This is a genomic window from Alcaligenes sp. Me129 (assembly GCF_050487245.1).
In the GTDB taxonomy this organism is placed as follows: Bacteria; Pseudomonadota; Gammaproteobacteria; order Burkholderiales; family Burkholderiaceae_B; genus Alcaligenes; species Alcaligenes phenolicus.
In genome coordinates this window covers 84,609-100,789 of sequence record NZ_JBKQGX010000013.1, presented here as the reverse complement: position 1 = coordinate 100,789, position 16,181 = coordinate 84,609, and the positions used below count along the sequence as shown (strand labels likewise).

The following is a 16,181-nucleotide window of genomic DNA, read 5'->3' as shown; positions in this document are numbered from 1 at the left end:
ATCGCTCTATCAGCGCCCTGCCCTCAAGGGCGCTGAGCTGCACCTATAAAGCCGCCGTCCGGCAACTTCAAGACACTGAAAGGCGCGGGCTCAATGACCGCTCCCTTGGCGTGAATGCCATCAATGACGGCGCCCATATTATCCAGCGACAAACCGGGCGTGAAAGCGGTCGCCTTCTCCCATTCCCCATTAGCGGTCTGCACAAAGACAGCACCATTATTCATGGGGTTGTTGACCGACAGAACAATTGCTTCGTCTCCCGCTTCGCCCTGCAACAAATCCACAAATACCAGCAAGCAACCGGCGTGGTTACCCGGAGTTCGAGTCTCGCAAGCCTTGGCCAGATAGGCGATGTCCCAACCTGGATAGGTTTCGATAAAGGACTGACGTAAAGGATGGTCAGCCGGAGAGCTGGGCAAGGAGCCCAAGAGCATCTGCCGCGCCTTGTCCTCACCGATGTCCCAGACTTCGAGCTCTTGATCCGGCACAGCCTCCTCAGGCTTATCCTCGGACTTCCCGACCAGCAAGTTCTTCTCAACCACATAGTCCACGGCCTTTTGCCCTGGCAGTCCCCAATACATTCTCATTTCCGTATCCGGGAACTCATCCGCGCTTAGCGTGCCGGCCTCCAGCCGGGCCACTTGCGAAGCCGCCGAGATCGCTTCGGGAGAGCCGATGCGAAGCAGCCAGATAATGGCCAGCACTATCAGGGCCAACGCCATCCCCACATTCGAACGGCGTACTCGCGCCATCCAGTGTTGAGGGTGGCAGGCAGCCCAGAAGTAACTCAAACCATAGCCCGCTGCCACCAGCGCTGCTGTCATGACCAGAACACGACTGGGGGTCCAACCATATTGAGCAACCCGCGCCCAAATCGCCCACAAGGCAACGCCTGCCAGCACGGGCATGACAAAACCCAGTAAACGGGCCGAGGCGCGCAATAAAGGGTTTGCGCTGGCATTCGTATCCTCGTCCGCAACAACAGAAGACACCAGAGTCGACGCCCCCAGAACAGCCGCCACGCACAGGGCGGCCAGTGGCAAGCCCTCACCCGTACGCCAGGGCAAGGCGACGATGAACACCACCATCACCACCAGCAAAACAGGGGTCAGCAAACGCAGCAGTTTCAGCAACAGAATGGGGGACAGATAGCCACCATCCGAGTCCGAGGCCAGAGCCAGACCGGCTCCCACCAAAGCACCAGACACCACAGCCGCAACCGTGGGTTCCAGCAGAACATCCCCTAACAGGGTGATGCCGACAAAGCTGAGCAACATATGGCACGCCATCAGCACGCCCCAGGCCAGGCCGCAGAAGAACAATGCGACGGCCCAGGAACACACCATGGACCAACTCAGCTCGAACAGGCGACGGTAATCAGCCCAATCGCGTGGACGCTCTACCAGAATGGCAAGAAATGGCAGAGTAATAGTCGCCAGCAGCCCCATTGCCACCCACATCTGCGGTGCCCGCCAAAAAAGGGCGACCTCAGCATATCCCCCTTGCGCCTGCAAGATCAGCGCCGCGCTGGCCACTCCCAGCCCCAGGGACACCAGCAAGGCCTTGCGCACAGAAATGTGCATCAGCAAGGTGAAAGAGGCCACCCCAAAGATTCCCACCGCCAACAGCAAGGACACCCAGATATGCTCACGCGGCGCGGGCGCCATCATCAGATTGCTGAAGGCCACCCATTCAAGCAGGCCCAGCACTGCACCGGCCAGACATAAAGTCAGCGTCCGCCGGTTTTGTAAGGAAGAAAGTGAGATCGCGGTCATGGAGAGTAAAAAGCAATCGATTCAACAATGACAGCAGATGGAAGAACACCATTGCTGACGGCGTCAGGACATAGGGTGATAAGCCATGTCATGCCCTGCGAAACCCGGCTAGTTTAGTACGCTGAAGGGCCCACTTTCTGTCCCGGACAGAACTGCTCTTGTAAGCAGACGTTAGGTCTGAAATATGGGCGGCTTACACGCGACCTGGAACGATCAGCACCCCGATCCGTTCAGCCAGATCCAGCACGGCATCGTAGCTGGCCGGGTCTTCGCTCAAGCTGTGGGATGGGCCTTGAGGCTTCAAGGCGCTTTTGGCAATGCGGTCCCCAAAGAGCATCACGGCCCGTGCCGAATCATCCTGCCGGGACACCCAGCACAAGCCTTGGGCCTGCGGACATTGCCGATAAATCGCAGCAGCCCACAAACGGGTTGCCGGATACTGATCTTTTTCGGTGTCGATCAGTTGCTTGCGTGTCACACCCAGTTTCCTTAGCGGGACACTGGCCAGATCGACCAGAACCAAAGGCGCATTCAGCAGCACGGTGGAATGCACCTGCCCCAGCAGCTTTTTCTTGTCATAACTTTTAAAGCCAGCGGCGTGCGGCACGTCATGAAAGACGGTTTCCATCATGGCGCAATCGCGGCTGGTGCCACCGTACAAGGTGGGAATGGCCCTGCCCTTCTCATCCTGAATTGGACTGAAACGGGCATTGCCCTGCATACCTGGGTTGAACTGGGTCGCCAAATACTTATCTTGATGAACGCGATGCAATAACTGCCCTTTGGGCCACTCCATCAAGGTCAAACGCAGCTCACCACCTGGAGCGGAGATTGCCGATCCCCCCTCCTGCGGAATGTGCTTTTTATCAGCGGCCGCGGGCGACGCTGGCTCAGCCATGAGCCACGGCTTGTACTTCGTCTTGAGCAGCGGCAATGACCTTTTCCGGTGCAGACATCAACAAGTCCTGCGGCCGCTTGCCACCCAAAAAGCTGTTGCTGGACATGAACCAGTAGGCCATGCCCCAGCTATCTTTATGCCCGGCCAGAATCTCCAGAACCTGAGCCAATGGTTTGGCAGGACGGAAGCTGGTAGCCGGGTCCAGGCCATAGCCAGGAAAGTAATCCGCGCCACCATGATTGATGGCAAAAATCTGCCCCTGCTTCTTCCACTTATTAGGCTGGGCGCTAGGGTTGCGGGTGCTTAAGCCCGCCAGTTGCGCCACATCAGCAGCACTAAGCCAATCCCCGCTTTCCAACACCGCGGTGCGGGCCTGAACCAACATGGCGGCTTCTTTCAGCAGACGGGGCGATGGTGGCGTGCGGGGCACCAGCACTTCAGCCAGACGCTCCAGCGACTCCTTGTCCTGCCGCTCCTGCAAGACCTCGAACATGGACGAGGCTACATTGGTGAAGTTCTCTGCCAAAGCCTTGAAAGCGGCGGGTTTGATGTGATCGAAAGCCAGCACCAGCACTTGTTCTGCCTTGGATTTGCCCAAACTTACCTTAACCTCTTTGGGCGTACCCACCAGGGTCGAGACGCTGGGACTACTTACCAGGACGCTCATGGATAGACTCCTTGAAGGTTATTTATGATGATTAATAATAGCATAACCCTGATAATCCAAAAACCGACCTGTACAAGCAGGCAGCCTAGCCTCAGCTACGTCCTTATCGCTCGTTCTGACACGCATCAGGCAGACGCGGCACCGCTGCCCTGCCGCATAAAACGGAACTCGCGCCATCAAGAAGCTTAACTCCCCATTCCTATTTCTCTTCCCTATCTCTATTAGCGTCGTTGCAGCCCCCCATTGAGCAGACGAAAAAAAAACCTGAGCCGGCACAGCACCGGACTCAGGCAAAAAGGTTTCCGCTGTTAGCGGTCTATCAGAACGCGGCGCTGTAAATAGCGAATGCGTCGTCTTCAGTCACGTCGCGGGGGTTGTTGCCCAGCAGACGGGTTTGTTTCATGGCTTCCTGGGCCATACGGCGCAGGTCGCTTTCCTTGATGCCGACTTCGCGCAATTGGCGCTCGATGCCGGTATCAATGGCGATCTGTTCCATAAAATTGATGAAGGCTTCGGTCTTGGAGGCCTCATCACCCTGGATGCCGGGGATCAGCACTTCCGCCAGTTCGGCATACAGCGGGGCTGCGGCCGGGGCGTTAAAGCGCAGAACGTGTGGCAGGACCAGCGAATTCGACAAGCCGTGTGGCACGTGGAAAATACCGCCGATCGGGTAAGCCAATGCGTGTACGGCACCCACGGGAGCGTTCGCAAAAGCCTGACCAGCCAGCGTGGCACCCAGCAGGATGTCCTGGCGAGCCTCGGCATCCTGGCCGTTGCGACAAACGTGCACCAGCTTGCTGCCAATCAGACGAAGAGCTTGTTTGGCCAGGTTGTCCGACAGCGGGTTTTTCAGAATACGGCTGGTGTAGGCCTCGATGGCGTGCACCATGGCGTCGATACCCGTCGCCGCAGTGATACGCGGTGGCAAGCCCAATGTCAGTTGCGAGTCCAGAATGGCCAGATCAGCGTACAGCTCGGGCGCCACCACACCGGATTTGGTGGTTTCGCCGGTGGTCACGATGGAAATAGGCGTCACTTCCGAGCCTGTTCCCGCCGTGGTCGGGATCTGCACCAAGGGCAGGCGCGAGCCGCGCACATTATCAATGCCGTACATCTCTTGCAGGGGCTGGTCCGAAGCCAGCAGGACAGCCAGCAATTTGGCCACGTCCATGGACGAACCGCCACCCAGGCCAACAACGATTTCCGTTTTGGCCTGGCGAGCGCGCTCGGTTGCCTGCAAAACAATGTGCTCTGGAGGATCGGCAATAACATCGTCAATCACTTGCACGGTCCAGCCGTTGGCTTTCAGATCAGCCAGGGCAGGATCCAGCAAGCCGCTTTCGTGCAGGAAACGGTCAGTCACCAGACAAACGCGTTCTTGCGAGTAGCGCTTGCGCAGGATCTGACCGAGCCGGGCAGCGGCTCCGCTTTCAACATAAATAGCGGGGGTGGTTCTGAACTCGAATGCCGACATGGGCTTTCTCCTTATGGTATGGCGGGCTGCGGTACTTCGATACGGCCGCGGTCCATCCGGTAGGTGTAATCAATCACATTGCCTGCGTGCTGCAAGTCAGCACCGGACAACAAGGCACTGAAGCCCTCTTTGCTCAACTCGCCCACCACTTCTGCAATACGCTTGGACAGCGCAGGAGCAACACCTTCAAAAGGCTCGTCCAGCAAAAGCAGCTTGTCAGCCGTCATCAAGGCACGGCCAATGGCGACCAGCTTTTGTTGACCGCCCGACAATTGCAGGGCGCGGCGTGGGCCAAATACTTTCAACTCAGGAATGATGCGCCAGACGCGATCCAGACGCTCTTCAATGTCCTGGGACTTCAAGGCCCAGGCGGGCAGGCGGATGTTCTCTTCCACGCTCAGCTCGGGGATCAGCTTGCGATCCTCGGGGGCAAAACCCATGCCCAGGCTGGTGCGACGGTAAGCGGGCATCTTGGCCAGTTCCTGACCATCAAACATGACCGAGCCATTGTCCACGGCCAGCAAGCCCATCACGGTGCGCATCAGCGTGGTTTTACCCGCACCGTTACGGCCGGCCAGACCCACGATCTGGCCTTGGCGCACTTGCAGGTTCACCTGGCGCAAGATGCTGGTGGGGCCAATACGTACATCCAGATTTTTGACATCAAGCAGCATTATCGGCCTCCTGTTTATTGCGTCCCACCGGCTCGCCGATGATGTATTCACGGACCTGCTCATGAGCCAGCACTTCGTCCGGAGTGCCGTTGGCCAGAATGGTGCCGTCGTAGAAAGCCAGCACGCGATCGCTGTAGCGACGCACGATTTCCATATCGTGCTCCACAAACAGAACCGTCACGCCTGCATCACGAACCACTTTCATGACACGGTCCATCACTTCAAATTTCTCGTCACTGGCCACACCACTGGTAGGCTCGTCCAGCAACAGCACTTTAGGCTGGGCCACCATGGCCAAAGCAATGTCCAGCAACTTGCGAATCCCTTCAGGCAAGGTGCCTGCCTGGGACTGGGCGAAGGCGCTCAGACCGAAACGCTCCAGAATCGCACTGGCTTCGGACAAGGGCTGCTTGGCCACCCCCAGGGCAATTTCCACGTTTTCCAAGGCGTTCAAGGAGGTGAACAGCTGAGGAATCTGGAAAGAACGGGCGATCCCCATGCGGGTCACTTCCCGGGGTGGCAAACCCGTGATCTCGCGACCGGCAAAAAAGATATTGCCGGAGTCCGGCTTCATGTAGCCGGTCAACATGTTCACGAAGGTGGTTTTACCTGCGCCATTGGTACCGATCAGGCCCGTAATGGTTTGCGCATGGATATCAACGGTCATATCGCGCGCAGCGTGGACAGCGCCAAACTGCTTGCACAAACCTTTAGCAGAAATCAAGGGTGACTGACTCATGAGCGGGCCCCTGTCGGTGAAGAAGAATCGTTGGAGGTAGCCGCTGCATTGCGACGGTTCAGAATACTGATCAGGCCACCGGGCAAGAACACAATCAGGGCCAACATGCTGACACCCATGACAATCTGCCAGGTGTTAGGAGCATATTGATAAGCCAGTGTGCGGATCAGTTCCAGGCTCAGCGCACCCAGGAAAGGTGCGTAAGCGTTACGAGTACCGCCCAGCACAGCAATAAAGATGAACTCGCCCGAGGTGGTCCAGAACGCCAGTTCAGGGTCCACGTGACCGATGCTCAGCGAGGACAAGGCACCTCCCAGACCAGCCAGAGCCGCCGCCAGCACGTAGCTCAGGTGAATATTGCGGTAAGCCGAAGCACCCAGGTATTCAACGCGAATTTCATTGTCCTTGATGGCTGGTCCCAGACGACCGGCACGGCTGCGCAGGAAACCTTGCATGGCCCACAGCACAAAACCCACCAGCACCACGGTCAGGACAAACACGCCTGGACGCGAGAGGGTTTCAGCAAAGGCACCCCACATGAAGGAAGGCGCGTGCACGTTAAAGCCGTCACTGCCACCCAGGCTGGGGTTACGCACCAGCAAGCCGTACATGATCATGGACAGGGCCAGGCTCAGCATGGCGAAGAAAATATCGCGGTAGCGAGCCAGCAAAAACCCCAGAACCCAGGCCAGCAGCGCAGCGCAAGCAGCGGCAAATGGCAGCAGGATCACGGCTTCACGCCAGTCCAGGTAGTTCATGGCCATACCGACACCATAGGCGCCGATGCAGTAGTACAAGCCTTGACCAAAAGAGGCCAGGCCGGAGCGCAGCAAGAGCACCACGCCCAGGGCAACCAGGCCCTTGGCCAGCGCCACCGTGATCAGAAACTGCCAGGATGGCAGGCCAAAGCCCACAATCAGGGCGGCCACCGTAATGACCAGGGCAATCATGCCCTGCTTAAGCGTAATGTTGGTCTTGTTCATATCTTTCGGGCCTCGGCGGCAGCAAACAATCCTTTAGGACGGACGGCCAACACCAGTGCCATTACCGCGTAGATGGAGAAGAGTTCGATTTCAGGCCAGTAATGCACGGCAAAAGAGCGCACCAGGCCCACAATCACAGCGCCCAGAGCAGCACCAGGCAAGGAGCCCAGACCACCGATCACGACCACGGCGAAAGCCATCACGATGACTTCCACGCCCATGCCGGGAGCGACAGAGATGGTAGGAGCCGTCAGCGCACCACCCAGGGCGGCCAGCGTGGCACCAGCAATAAACGTCAGCAGGAAGTAGCGTTGCACGTTAATGCCCATGGCCTGACTGACTTCGCGGTCATGAATCACGGCCAGCAAAATGCGGCCTTGACGCGAATACTTCAGGAACAAGGTCAGGAACAGGCCAGCCAGAATGGCTGCAACAACAATCACAAAGCTGTAGGTGGGGTAGAACAGGTCGCCGAATTCGACGTTACCCAGCAAACCATAAGGTTCGGCGATCACATAAGGATCCACGCCCCAGACCAGCTTGACGGTATCTTCCAGGATCAGGAAGACCGCGTAGGTAATCAGCAAAGAGACAACAGGTTCTTCTTGGTAGAAGAAGCGCAGCAGGCCATATTCAATGACCAGCCCCAGCACCAGACCGGCAATAAGCGCGGCCAGGATCAGCATCAAATAGCTGCCGTATGGGCTTTGATCGGTGGAGAGCCACTGCGTCACCATGGTGACAGCGGTATAGGCGCCAATGGTATAGAGGCTGCCGTGGGCCATGTTCAGGATCTTCATCACACCATAGATCAGCGTGAGTCCGACCGCGACCAGAAACAGCCAGGCGGCGTACATGATGCCATCTATTAGGGCAGCAGAAAGAAGAGACATAGTCGGTTTCTGTGGAAAGGGAATAAAAAATGCCACCACGCCACAAGCTTGGTGCGCTTCTCCTTGGGGGAGGAGCCTTTACCTCGCAAGCAACTGGGCGGTAATGCACATACCACTGCGACGCCTTCGGTGTCCCCCTTACAGGGAGCCTTAACCTTGAGAGCGGCCCGGCGGTAAAAACCGGACATGCAAAAAACGGTCTTGCATGCCCGGATTGTCAGGGCAGCGTCCTTTTCAGGACGTCTGCTCGGATCAGTACTTCAGACCACCCTTGATCCAGTCGATGGACTTCACGCCTTCGGGTGGAGTGACTTCTTCAGGTTTGAAGTGACGCAAGTCGGTGTAGCTGATCACGCCTTTATCGTTTTTCACCACGCCCAAGGTCGTACCTTGAACAGCCTGGTGACCTTTACCCAAAGACATGGTCACGTCGCCCGATGGGCTCTCGAAGGTCAGGTGCTCGAATGCAGTAACCACTTGTTCGGTGGAAGGGGTTTTGCCTTCGTTGGCAGCCTGGGCTTTTTCGTAAGCCGCTTTCAGACCCAGCAGAGTTTGCGTCATCTTGTAGGACGGGTAGCTAGGATCTGCATTGAACTGTTCGCGGTAGCTGGCACGCAACCAACGGTTCAATTCATTGTCAGGAGCGAAAGCAGCGTGCGGGCCGCGAGCACCGATGATGGTGCCAGTCGGGATCTGGTTATTGGCACGGTGTGTTGCCGTTTCACCGGCGGTCAGCACGGTCAGGGTGTTGCGGAACAGACCGCGTGGCAGAGCCTGCACCACGAAGCCCTCCAGATCACCACCCCAGAAGCTGGAGTGAATCACTTCAGGACGGGCAGCCATCAAGGACGAGATTTCGGCGTTGTACTGACCAGCGCCCAGCTTGGGCATTTGCGAGGTCTTGGCTTCTACACCGGGCTTGAGGGCTTGCAGTGTGCCTTCAAAGTCGTGCCAGGCGTCCTGGCCCCAGGCGTAGTTCTGGTTGATACCGGCGTAGCTCTTCAACTCGGGGTTGCGCTCCAGCACAAAGCGGGCAGCAGCCACGTTGTCCATGGTGGCGTGAGCCACCGGACGGAACACGTATTTGTAGCTGGCATCTTCAAACAGACGCGGTGTGCCGCAGTCGAAAATCAGGGTCAGTTTTTTCAGCTCTTCAGCAACGGGGGCCACGGCCAGGCAATCACCCGAGGAGATGTAGCCAACCACGATGTCCACGTTCTGTTGCTGAACCAGGTTGCGGTATTCGCTGACCTGTTTGGCGGTGCCGCCGTTCTCGTCAATGAAAACCAGTTCAATCGGTGCGCCACCCAGACCCTTGGTGTTGTAAGGGGCAGGAACTTTACCTTCATTCAATTGGGCAGCCGTCAGTTCAGCGGCATTTTTGGCTGGAACGCCAAAAGGACCGGAAGCGGCGCCGGACAAGAAAGTCACCACACCAATCTTGATGGGTTTGACATCATCAGCGTTGGCAGTCGTGCTGGCCATCAGGCCAGCGGTGGCCAGTGTCAGGGCCAAAGTCAATTTTCGTGGGGTTGCAGACAGGATAGACATAGCGTCTCCTTTATTTAGCTTATTGTGGGGTTCTGCTGATGGGGTGCTCTATATAAGAGCGGCCCCCTTCGCTGCGCTGAGCGCGGGCATGTATCAACTTACAGCTGCTGGCACATGTATTTGATTTCCAGGTACTCATCGATTCCGTAACGGGAGCCTTCGCGACCCAGACCGGATTGCTTGACGCCACCAAAGGGAGCCACTTCGTTGGAAATCAAACCGGTATTGACGCCAACCATGCCGTACTCCAGCGCTTCGCCCATGCGCCAGGCACGTGCGTTGTCGCGGGTGAACAGGTAGGCAGCAAGACCATATTCGGTGTCATTGGCCATCGCGATCGCTTCGGCTTCGTCCTTGAAGCGGAACAAAGGCGCCACAGGGCCAAACAATTCTTCGCGGGCCACGCGCATGGCCGGTGTTGCATCACCCAGCACGGTGGGCGAGAAGTAGGTACCGCCCAGAGGATGAGGCTGGCCACCTTGCAGAACGCTGGCGCCATTTTCAACGGCGTCGTCAATCAATTCGCGCAAACGATTGACGGCTTTTTGCTCGATCAAAGGACCTTGCTCCACGCCCTCTTCCATACCGTTGCCCACTTTCAGGGCAGCAACCCGTTCGCTCAGGGCTTTGGCAAAGCGATCGTAAATACCGTCTTGCACCAGGAAGCGGTTGGCACACACACAAGTCTGACCGCTGTTGCGGTACTTGGAGGCCATGGCGCCTTCGATGGCGGCGTCCAGATCCGCATCGTCAAACACGATGAACGGGGCATTACCACCCAGTTCCAGCGACAGACGCTTGATGGTTGGAGCACACTGCGCCATCAACAAACGACCCACTTCGGTGGAGCCGGTAAAGGACAGCTTGCGCACAATGGGGCTTTCCGTCAGAGCGGCGCCCACCACACGGGATTGACCGGTGACCAACTGGAACACACCAGCAGGGATACCCACGCGCTCGGCCAGTACGGCCAGCGCCAGGGCAGTCAGGGGAGTCAGGTCGGCAGGACGAACAATAATGCTGCAACCGGCGGCCAGAGCTGGCGCTACCTTGCGGGTAATCATGGCCGCAGGGAAGTTCCAGGGAGTGATGGCAGCGCACACACCGACAGGCTGCTTGACCACCACAATGCGTTTGTCCGCTTGGGGGTGGCCGACCACGTCGCCATATACACGCTTGGCTTCTTCGCTGAACCATTCCACAAAGGAAGCGGCGTACAGCACTTCACCACGAGCCTCGGCCCAGGGCTTGCCCTGTTCCATGGTCATGATGGTGGCCAGGTCGTCCGCGTTGGCAACCAGCGCATCGAACCAGGCGCGCAACAGCTTGGCACGCTCGTGCCCGCTACGTGCCTTCCACTCGCGCTGGGCCACTTCAGCATCGCTGATGACCGCTTCGATTTCCGCTGTGGCCAGGCTGGCGACATTGGCCAGGCACTCACCCGTAGCAGGATTAAGAACGGCGAAGGTATTGCCATCGCCTGCCGAGACCCAACCCTGAGCGGTCCAGGACTGATCTTTTGCCAGGCTGGGATCCTTCAGTTTGCTAATCAATGATGCCGCGATATTGTTCATTATGCTGAACCTGTTTCTCTTATAGTGAACTTGGTAGAATTATAGGAGCCGAAAAATCGCGACGTCAACGAATCGGCTTACGGGTTTACCCGTAGAACATCAGTCACCGTATTTTTTGTTTTGGGGCATTTGAAGGCACAATGTAGAGTTGGCATCCCGACAGCAAATCTGGCCTAATTCAGGGCCTGTACGCCTGGTCTGTAGGCTGATTGCCCTATGAGATGCTTCTGGCTGTGCTGACAGAACCCTGCCCCTGTTCCCAGAGTTCAGCCCTGTCCATCCGGGCTTATTGGACTTCCTGTGTGTCGTTATGGAGTTAGTCGTAGTGGAAGAGAAGAAACTGGTTCCGGCTGTAGTACGTGCAGTCACCGTGCTGGACGAATTGGCGGCCTCGCCGGAGCCCCTGTCATTTACGGACCTGGTCAAACGCCTGGGTATGCCCAAAAGTTCCTTGTATGGTCTGTGCACCACCTTGCTGGATCTGCACCTGATCCGTAAGCTGGAAAATGGCAGTTTCACCCTGGGTACACACGTGATGGGCTGGGCCAATGCCTTCCTGTCTCAGCTGGATCTGACGCAGGAGTTTTTTGCCGCTTGGGACGATATGCGCGTCCTGCCCGAAGAGACCATCACCCTGTCCATTCTGGATGGCGAAGACGTGGTCTACATTGCCTGCCGCAACGGAACCCGCCCGCTGGGTTTCACCTTCCGTGCCGGGATGCGCTTGCCTGCGGTCTATACCGCTACCGGCAAAGCCATGCTCAGCACCTTGCCGGGATCGGAGCTGGAGCAGGCCTTGAATCACCCCTGGCCCGAACCGCTTACCGTGCATGGCCCGCGCAGCAAGGAAGACTTGATGGTGGAATTGAACGATGTGCAGCGCCTGGGATACTCCGTGGACGCCTGTGGCGTACGCGACGGCATGCACTGCTTTGGAGCTGCCGTGTTTGATTCCAATAACCGCGCTGCCGTGGCCGGAGTGGCCGTCAGCTTGCTGACCCAGGAAGCCGATGAAGCAGCCCAGCGCCGTGCCGGTGAAGCCATGCGCAAGCTGGCTAATCGCCTGTCAGAACGCCTGGGGGCGTCGCGCAAGGCATAAGCTTTTTCCAGCCTGCACAGCACGTTATAAAAACAAGGGGCGGCATCAGCAGCCCCTTTTTGTTTGAATTATTTCTTGATCCAGAAGGCGGTAGCGGCATCTACCCTGAAGTTTGTTTATAAAGCGCAGGCCTATGAACCCTGGCCTGGGCTGTCACCCCCGCCAGGCCTTGCAAGAAAACCAGTAAATCGCAGGAGCCCCCTGCACTGCCAGCCCTACTTGCTTGCTTGCTTGCTTGCTTGTCAACATCCAATCATCTTCCCCGCTTTCTATTTCCCAGCGATCGGCCCGCAAACGGTAAACTGTCGCTAAATCCTTTATTTTGCAGTCCTTTTTGATGTCACCCATCGTGCCCCATACCTCTTTCAGTACCCTCCCCCTTCTGCCTGCCTTGCTTGAAACCCTGGATAGCCTGGGTTTTGAAAAAATGACGGCCATTCAGGAACAAAGCCTGTCCTTGATTCTGCAAGGCCGCGACCTGATCGCCCAAGCCAAGACCGGCAGCGGCAAAACCGCCGCGTTTGGCCTGGGTCTGTTGCAAACCCTCAACCCCAGCAAGCTGACTCCGCAAGCCCTGGTGATCTGCCCCACGCGCGAGCTGGCCGATCAGGTCACCACGGAACTGCGTCGTCTGGCCCGCCAGATTCCTAACGTGCGCATGCTGACTTTGTGCGGTGGTGTGCCTTCACGTCCGCAAACCGAAGCCTTGCGCAACGGTGCGCACGTGGTGGTGGGAACGCCGGGCCGTATTCAGGACCATCTGGAGCGCGGCAATCTGGACTTGTCCGCCCTGAAAACATTGGTCCTGGACGAAGCCGACCGCATGGTGGATATGGGCTTTCACGATGACATCGTGGCCATTGCCTCGCACTGCCCACCACGCCGTCAAACCCTGCTGTTCTCGGCCACTTATCCGGAAAATATCCGCAAGCTCAGCGCCCGCTTTCTGAAAAACCCTGCAGAAGTCAAAGTGGAAGCGCTGCACGATGCCAGCCAGATCGAACAGATCTTTTATGAAGTTCATCCTGAGCAACGTCTATCTGCCGTGGTGACCCTGCTGGAGCACTTCCGCCCCGCCTCTACCCTGATTTTCTGCAACACCAAGATGCGTTGCCAGGAAGTGGTGGAAGAACTGCAATCCGAAGGCATCCAGGCCCTGGCTCTGACCGGCGACCTGGAACAACGTGATCGCGACGAGATTCTGGTGCAGTTCTCCAACCAGAGCTGTGCCGTGCTGGTCGCGACCGATGTGGCGTCACGCGGTTTGGACATTCAGAATCTGGGGGCCGTCATCAACGTAGACGTCACCAAAGACAGCGAAGTGCATATCCATCGCGTGGGTCGGGTCGGCCGGGGTGATCAGAAAGGCCTGGCCCTGAATCTGGTCTCGCGCAGCGAACAGCGCTGGGTGAAGTTGATCGAGGAGTTCCAGGGCAGCGAAGTGAAATGGAGCAATCTGAAAGGCTTGCGCCCTCAGTCCAAAGAGCCGCTGCGCGCACCCATGATGACGCTGGAAATTCAGGGTGGCAAAAAAGACAAGCTGCGCCCCGGCGACCTGCTTGGTGCCCTGACCCGCGATGTGGGCCTGAAAGGCGAGCAGGTTGGCAAGATTGCGATTACCGATGCCCGTTCCTACGTGGCGCTGGACCGCAAGATTGCACGTCAATACTTTGACCGAATTGCCAACGCCAACATCAAAGGCCGACGCTTTCGCATGCGCTTTGTAGAAGATAAATAAATAGGACAGCGACAGTCCCTGAACCAAGGACCGGCAACGCCAGCACCATAACCTATTGGAAGCAATAGCCAGTGCCGTTGCCGAGTCTGCAAGCAGCAGCTCGTGCCATACCAGGCAGTTATTAGCTTAGGCAGCTAATTATCAAAATAAATGCCGCAGCCAAAAAAAATATATAAACTACCTTTCAAGCCCAAAAGCGCCGCACGCTCCCACCGGAGCACACTAAAGCACACCCTTATCCAATTTTAAAAAAGGGACAGAAGCCTGGAATCATTAGCCAATTAACAAGCTATAAGCAAAAGGAACAGCCATGAGCAACCACGTTTTTTCTGCAACCGCAACGTTAATAGACCAACTAAAGATTGAATGCACTTCCAGGGATTTTTCCATTGTTCTGGATGAACCCGGCAAGAGAGATAATGGCAGCGGCGGGATGACTCCCCTGGAGGCCCTGCTTTCAGCAATTGGCGCCTGTAAATGCATTGCTGCAAAAAGCTTTGCAAAGAGTCAAAAAATTGACTTAATCGACATCAAAATCGAGATGGACGGTGAAATAGACACAGATGGCTTCTACGGGATCAATAAAGAGGCCAAAATGGGATTTCATAAAATTACGTGCAAATACTATATCCAGGCCAATAACAATGATGAAGAAATAGAAGAATTCGTCAATTTCATTGAAAGAACCTGCCCAGTTCTGGACACAATAATAAATACGCCTGAACTGTCAAACGAGATCCACATTATCAAACAGTAAGATAGAGCCCGTATTTTTGAAAAACGCCCTCGCCTGTATGTGCAACTACATACAGGCGATTTTGCTGGGAGCCAGTTTCAAATGACTGGCAGCCGAGGGGCCCGAACCGTGCCAGCGAGCCAGCTCCCGTATACGTTCTATCAGGCTGACCGCAGCCTCGCTCATGCAGCCAGTATCTCGTGGATAGGCCATCAATAATTCACAGCGCGGGCCGCCACCGATCAAGGGGCGCGACACCACATTCTTGGGCATGAAGTATTCCGCGTAGGTAGGCAGCAAGGTATAACCCAGGCCAGCAGCGACCAGATTAATACTCATCAGGGGGTTGGCCGAGTTATAGGTGTGCTCGGGCACCACTTTATGATGAGCCAGATAGCGGGCCAGCACATCGTGCATGGAGCGGCCATAGGAACGATCCACCGCAATCATGGGCAAGCGATTCAGGCGTGCCGGCGGGATCAGACTATAAGCCTCCAGGCTATGCCCCTGAGGCAGATACACTCGCAAGGGCTCATCCAGCACCACTTCGCTGAACACATTGGTGGCGCGCACCGGGCCGCGCATGAACCCCAGGTCCAGCTCGCCACGCGCCAGCGCTCCCTCCTGCTCATTGGAAGTCAGGCTGCGCAACACTACATCGACCTGAGGAAAGGCTGCGCGAAAAGCGGGCAGCACTGCTGGAAAGATACGCACCTCGGCCGCGGGCACAAAGCCTATCGTCAGCACTTCCCGCGCCTGCGAGGCCGCCTTGCCGGCTCGCTGTACGGCCTCCTCCACCTTGTGCAGGATCTCGCGCGCGTCATCCAGAAAAATCACACCTGCTTCGGTCAATTCGACTTTACGGCGCGTGCGGTTCAGCAAGGGATAACCGATCTCTTCTTCCAGATTTCGGATCTGCTCGCTCAAGGAGGGTTGAGAGGTATACAGCCGCTCGGCAGCACGGGTGAAATTCAACTCTTCCGCGACTGCAACGAAGTAACGCAAGTGTCGCAACTCCAAGTTTGTCTCCTGTCAAATTGATCGTTCCCTGCCCGGAACGTACCCGCACAGCGTTGGACGCAGCCTGCTGTGAGGACCAAAACAAGCCTTTCTTTTAGGCACTATTGTCGCCGCTCCCACGCCCTGAAAAGCAGACCCAATCTTCAATGCTGCAGCGCAGCAATCATAGCTAGCGTAAACCCTAGGTGTCGCCAAAGCCGCATCAATACTGGCCTGAAACCGAAACCCACATGCAAGCAAGGGGTTTTAGAGGGACTTATCGGGTTTGCCGATCACCCGATCTAAAGCAAGTATTGGTCGGATTCATTTCAAGCTTCTACATTTTGCCGCTAGCGACAAAAACCTGTTTTGCAAAAGCAC

14 protein-coding genes are annotated in these 16,181 nt (G+C 56.8%); 3 read left to right on the top strand and 11 right to left on the bottom strand.

Annotated features, from left to right (window positions below; all coding sequences use genetic code 11):
• Nucleotides 1-23: 23 nt before the first annotated feature.
• The 10 genes from ACLPGZ_RS14030 to ACLPGZ_RS13985 form a co-directional block, all read right to left on the bottom strand.
• Complete coding sequence (locus tag ACLPGZ_RS14030; protein WP_268380173.1) at nucleotides 24-1,775, bottom strand: DUF4153 domain-containing protein; 1,752 nt, start codon at nucleotides 1,773-1,775, stop codon at nucleotides 24-26.
• A 193-nt stretch (nucleotides 1,776-1,968) separates the two neighbouring features.
• The gene (locus ACLPGZ_RS14025) at nucleotides 1,969-2,673 is read right to left on the bottom strand and encodes an RES family NAD+ phosphorylase (RefSeq protein ID WP_226349017.1); all 705 of its coding nucleotides are present in this window, start codon (nucleotides 2,671-2,673) and stop codon (nucleotides 1,969-1,971) included.
• Complete coding sequence (locus ACLPGZ_RS14020) at nucleotides 2,666-3,340, bottom strand: hypothetical protein (RefSeq protein WP_239054544.1); 675 nt, start codon at nucleotides 3,338-3,340, stop codon at nucleotides 2,666-2,668. The genes ACLPGZ_RS14025 and ACLPGZ_RS14020 overlap by 8 nt, the downstream gene beginning before the upstream one ends.
• 319 nt (nucleotides 3,341-3,659) lie before the next feature.
• Nucleotides 3,660-4,814: an iron-containing alcohol dehydrogenase gene (locus ACLPGZ_RS14015; protein WP_021446920.1), complete on the bottom strand. Its 1,155-nt coding sequence runs from the start codon at nucleotides 4,812-4,814 to the stop codon at nucleotides 3,660-3,662.
• Nucleotides 4,815-4,825: 11 nt separating this feature from the next.
• Nucleotides 4,826-5,488: an ABC transporter ATP-binding protein gene (locus ACLPGZ_RS14010; RefSeq protein WP_083053200.1), complete on the bottom strand. Its 663-nt coding sequence runs from the start codon at nucleotides 5,486-5,488 to the stop codon at nucleotides 4,826-4,828.
• Entirely contained in the window at nucleotides 5,478-6,227 is a 750-nt protein-coding gene (locus ACLPGZ_RS14005; RefSeq protein ID WP_009459230.1) for an ABC transporter ATP-binding protein, read from the bottom strand. The genes ACLPGZ_RS14010 and ACLPGZ_RS14005 overlap by 11 nt, the downstream gene beginning before the upstream one ends.
• On the bottom strand, nucleotides 6,224-7,210 hold the full coding sequence (locus ACLPGZ_RS14000; protein ID WP_021446921.1) for a branched-chain amino acid ABC transporter permease: 987 nt from the start codon (nucleotides 7,208-7,210) through the stop codon (nucleotides 6,224-6,226). Before ACLPGZ_RS14000 ends, ACLPGZ_RS14005 begins: the two co-directional genes overlap by 4 nt.
• A complete protein-coding gene (locus ACLPGZ_RS13995; RefSeq protein ID WP_031232688.1) occupies nucleotides 7,207-8,103 on the bottom strand; it encodes a branched-chain amino acid ABC transporter permease in 897 nt (298 codons plus the stop codon). The genes ACLPGZ_RS14000 and ACLPGZ_RS13995 overlap by 4 nt, the downstream gene beginning before the upstream one ends.
• Nucleotides 8,104-8,355: 252 nt before the next feature.
• Nucleotides 8,356-9,654 (bottom strand): ABC transporter substrate-binding protein, encoded by a 1,299-nt coding sequence (locus tag ACLPGZ_RS13990; RefSeq protein ID WP_009459234.1) that lies wholly within the window; start codon nucleotides 9,652-9,654, stop codon nucleotides 8,356-8,358.
• A 98-nt stretch (nucleotides 9,655-9,752) separates the two neighbouring features.
• Nucleotides 9,753-11,228, bottom strand: a complete 1,476-nt coding sequence (locus tag ACLPGZ_RS13985) for an NAD-dependent succinate-semialdehyde dehydrogenase (protein WP_009459235.1) — start codon at nucleotides 11,226-11,228, stop codon at nucleotides 9,753-9,755.
• Nucleotides 11,229-11,538: 310 nt separating this feature from the next.
• On the opposite strand from ACLPGZ_RS13985, the gene ACLPGZ_RS13980 reads away from it, so the two are divergent.
• The 3 genes from ACLPGZ_RS13980 to ACLPGZ_RS13970 all read left to right on the top strand — a co-directional run bounded on the left by ACLPGZ_RS13980 (nucleotide 11,539) and on the right by ACLPGZ_RS13970 (nucleotide 14,822).
• On the top strand, nucleotides 11,539-12,327 hold the full coding sequence (locus tag ACLPGZ_RS13980) for an IclR family transcriptional regulator (RefSeq protein ID WP_031232690.1): 789 nt from the start codon (nucleotides 11,539-11,541) through the stop codon (nucleotides 12,325-12,327).
• 337 nt (nucleotides 12,328-12,664) lie between these two features.
• The gene (gene dbpA / locus ACLPGZ_RS13975; protein ID WP_428993894.1) at nucleotides 12,665-14,065 is read left to right on the top strand and encodes an ATP-dependent RNA helicase DbpA; all 1,401 of its coding nucleotides are present in this window, start codon (nucleotides 12,665-12,667) and stop codon (nucleotides 14,063-14,065) included.
• A 310-nt stretch (nucleotides 14,066-14,375) separates the two neighbouring features.
• A complete protein-coding gene (locus tag ACLPGZ_RS13970; RefSeq protein WP_239054546.1) occupies nucleotides 14,376-14,822 on the top strand; it encodes an OsmC family protein in 447 nt (148 codons plus the stop codon).
• Between the two features lie 45 nt (nucleotides 14,823-14,867).
• On the opposite strand, the gene ACLPGZ_RS13965 is transcribed toward ACLPGZ_RS13970, so the two are convergent.
• Nucleotides 14,868-15,821, bottom strand: coding sequence for a LysR substrate-binding domain-containing protein (locus ACLPGZ_RS13965; RefSeq protein ID WP_009459251.1), 954 nt, complete (start codon nucleotides 15,819-15,821; stop codon nucleotides 14,868-14,870).
• Between the last annotated feature and the right edge of the window lie 360 nt (nucleotides 15,822-16,181).

Bases quoted from the DNA above. Each gene is read 5' to 3' on its own strand.
- ACLPGZ_RS14030 (WP_268380173.1), bottom strand. From the start codon at position 1,775: ATGACCGCGATCTCACTTTCTTCCTTACAAAACCGGCGGACGCTGACT.
- ACLPGZ_RS14025 (WP_226349017.1), bottom strand. From the start codon at position 2,673: ATGGCTGAGCCAGCGTCGCCCGCGGCCGCTGATAAAAAGCACATTCCG.
- ACLPGZ_RS14020 (WP_239054544.1), bottom strand. From the start codon at position 3,340: ATGAGCGTCCTGGTAAGTAGTCCCAGCGTCTCGACCCTGGTGGGTACG.
- ACLPGZ_RS14015 (WP_021446920.1), bottom strand. From the start codon at position 4,814: ATGTCGGCATTCGAGTTCAGAACCACCCCCGCTATTTATGTTGAAAGC.
- ACLPGZ_RS14010 (WP_083053200.1), bottom strand. From the start codon at position 5,488: ATGCTGCTTGATGTCAAAAATCTGGATGTACGTATTGGCCCCACCAGC.
- ACLPGZ_RS14005 (WP_009459230.1), bottom strand. From the start codon at position 6,227: ATGAGTCAGTCACCCTTGATTTCTGCTAAAGGTTTGTGCAAGCAGTTT.
- ACLPGZ_RS14000 (WP_021446921.1), bottom strand. From the start codon at position 7,210: ATGAACAAGACCAACATTACGCTTAAGCAGGGCATGATTGCCCTGGTC.
- ACLPGZ_RS13995 (WP_031232688.1), bottom strand. From the start codon at position 8,103: ATGTCTCTTCTTTCTGCTGCCCTAATAGATGGCATCATGTACGCCGCC.
- ACLPGZ_RS13990 (WP_009459234.1), bottom strand. From the start codon at position 9,654: ATGTCTATCCTGTCTGCAACCCCACGAAAATTGACTTTGGCCCTGACA.
- ACLPGZ_RS13985 (WP_009459235.1), bottom strand. From the start codon at position 11,228: ATGAACAATATCGCGGCATCATTGATTAGCAAACTGAAGGATCCCAGC.
- ACLPGZ_RS13980 (WP_031232690.1), top strand. From the start codon at position 11,539: ATGGAGTTAGTCGTAGTGGAAGAGAAGAAACTGGTTCCGGCTGTAGTA.
- dbpA (WP_428993894.1), top strand. From the start codon at position 12,665: ATGTCACCCATCGTGCCCCATACCTCTTTCAGTACCCTCCCCCTTCTG.
- ACLPGZ_RS13970 (WP_239054546.1), top strand. From the start codon at position 14,376: ATGAGCAACCACGTTTTTTCTGCAACCGCAACGTTAATAGACCAACTA.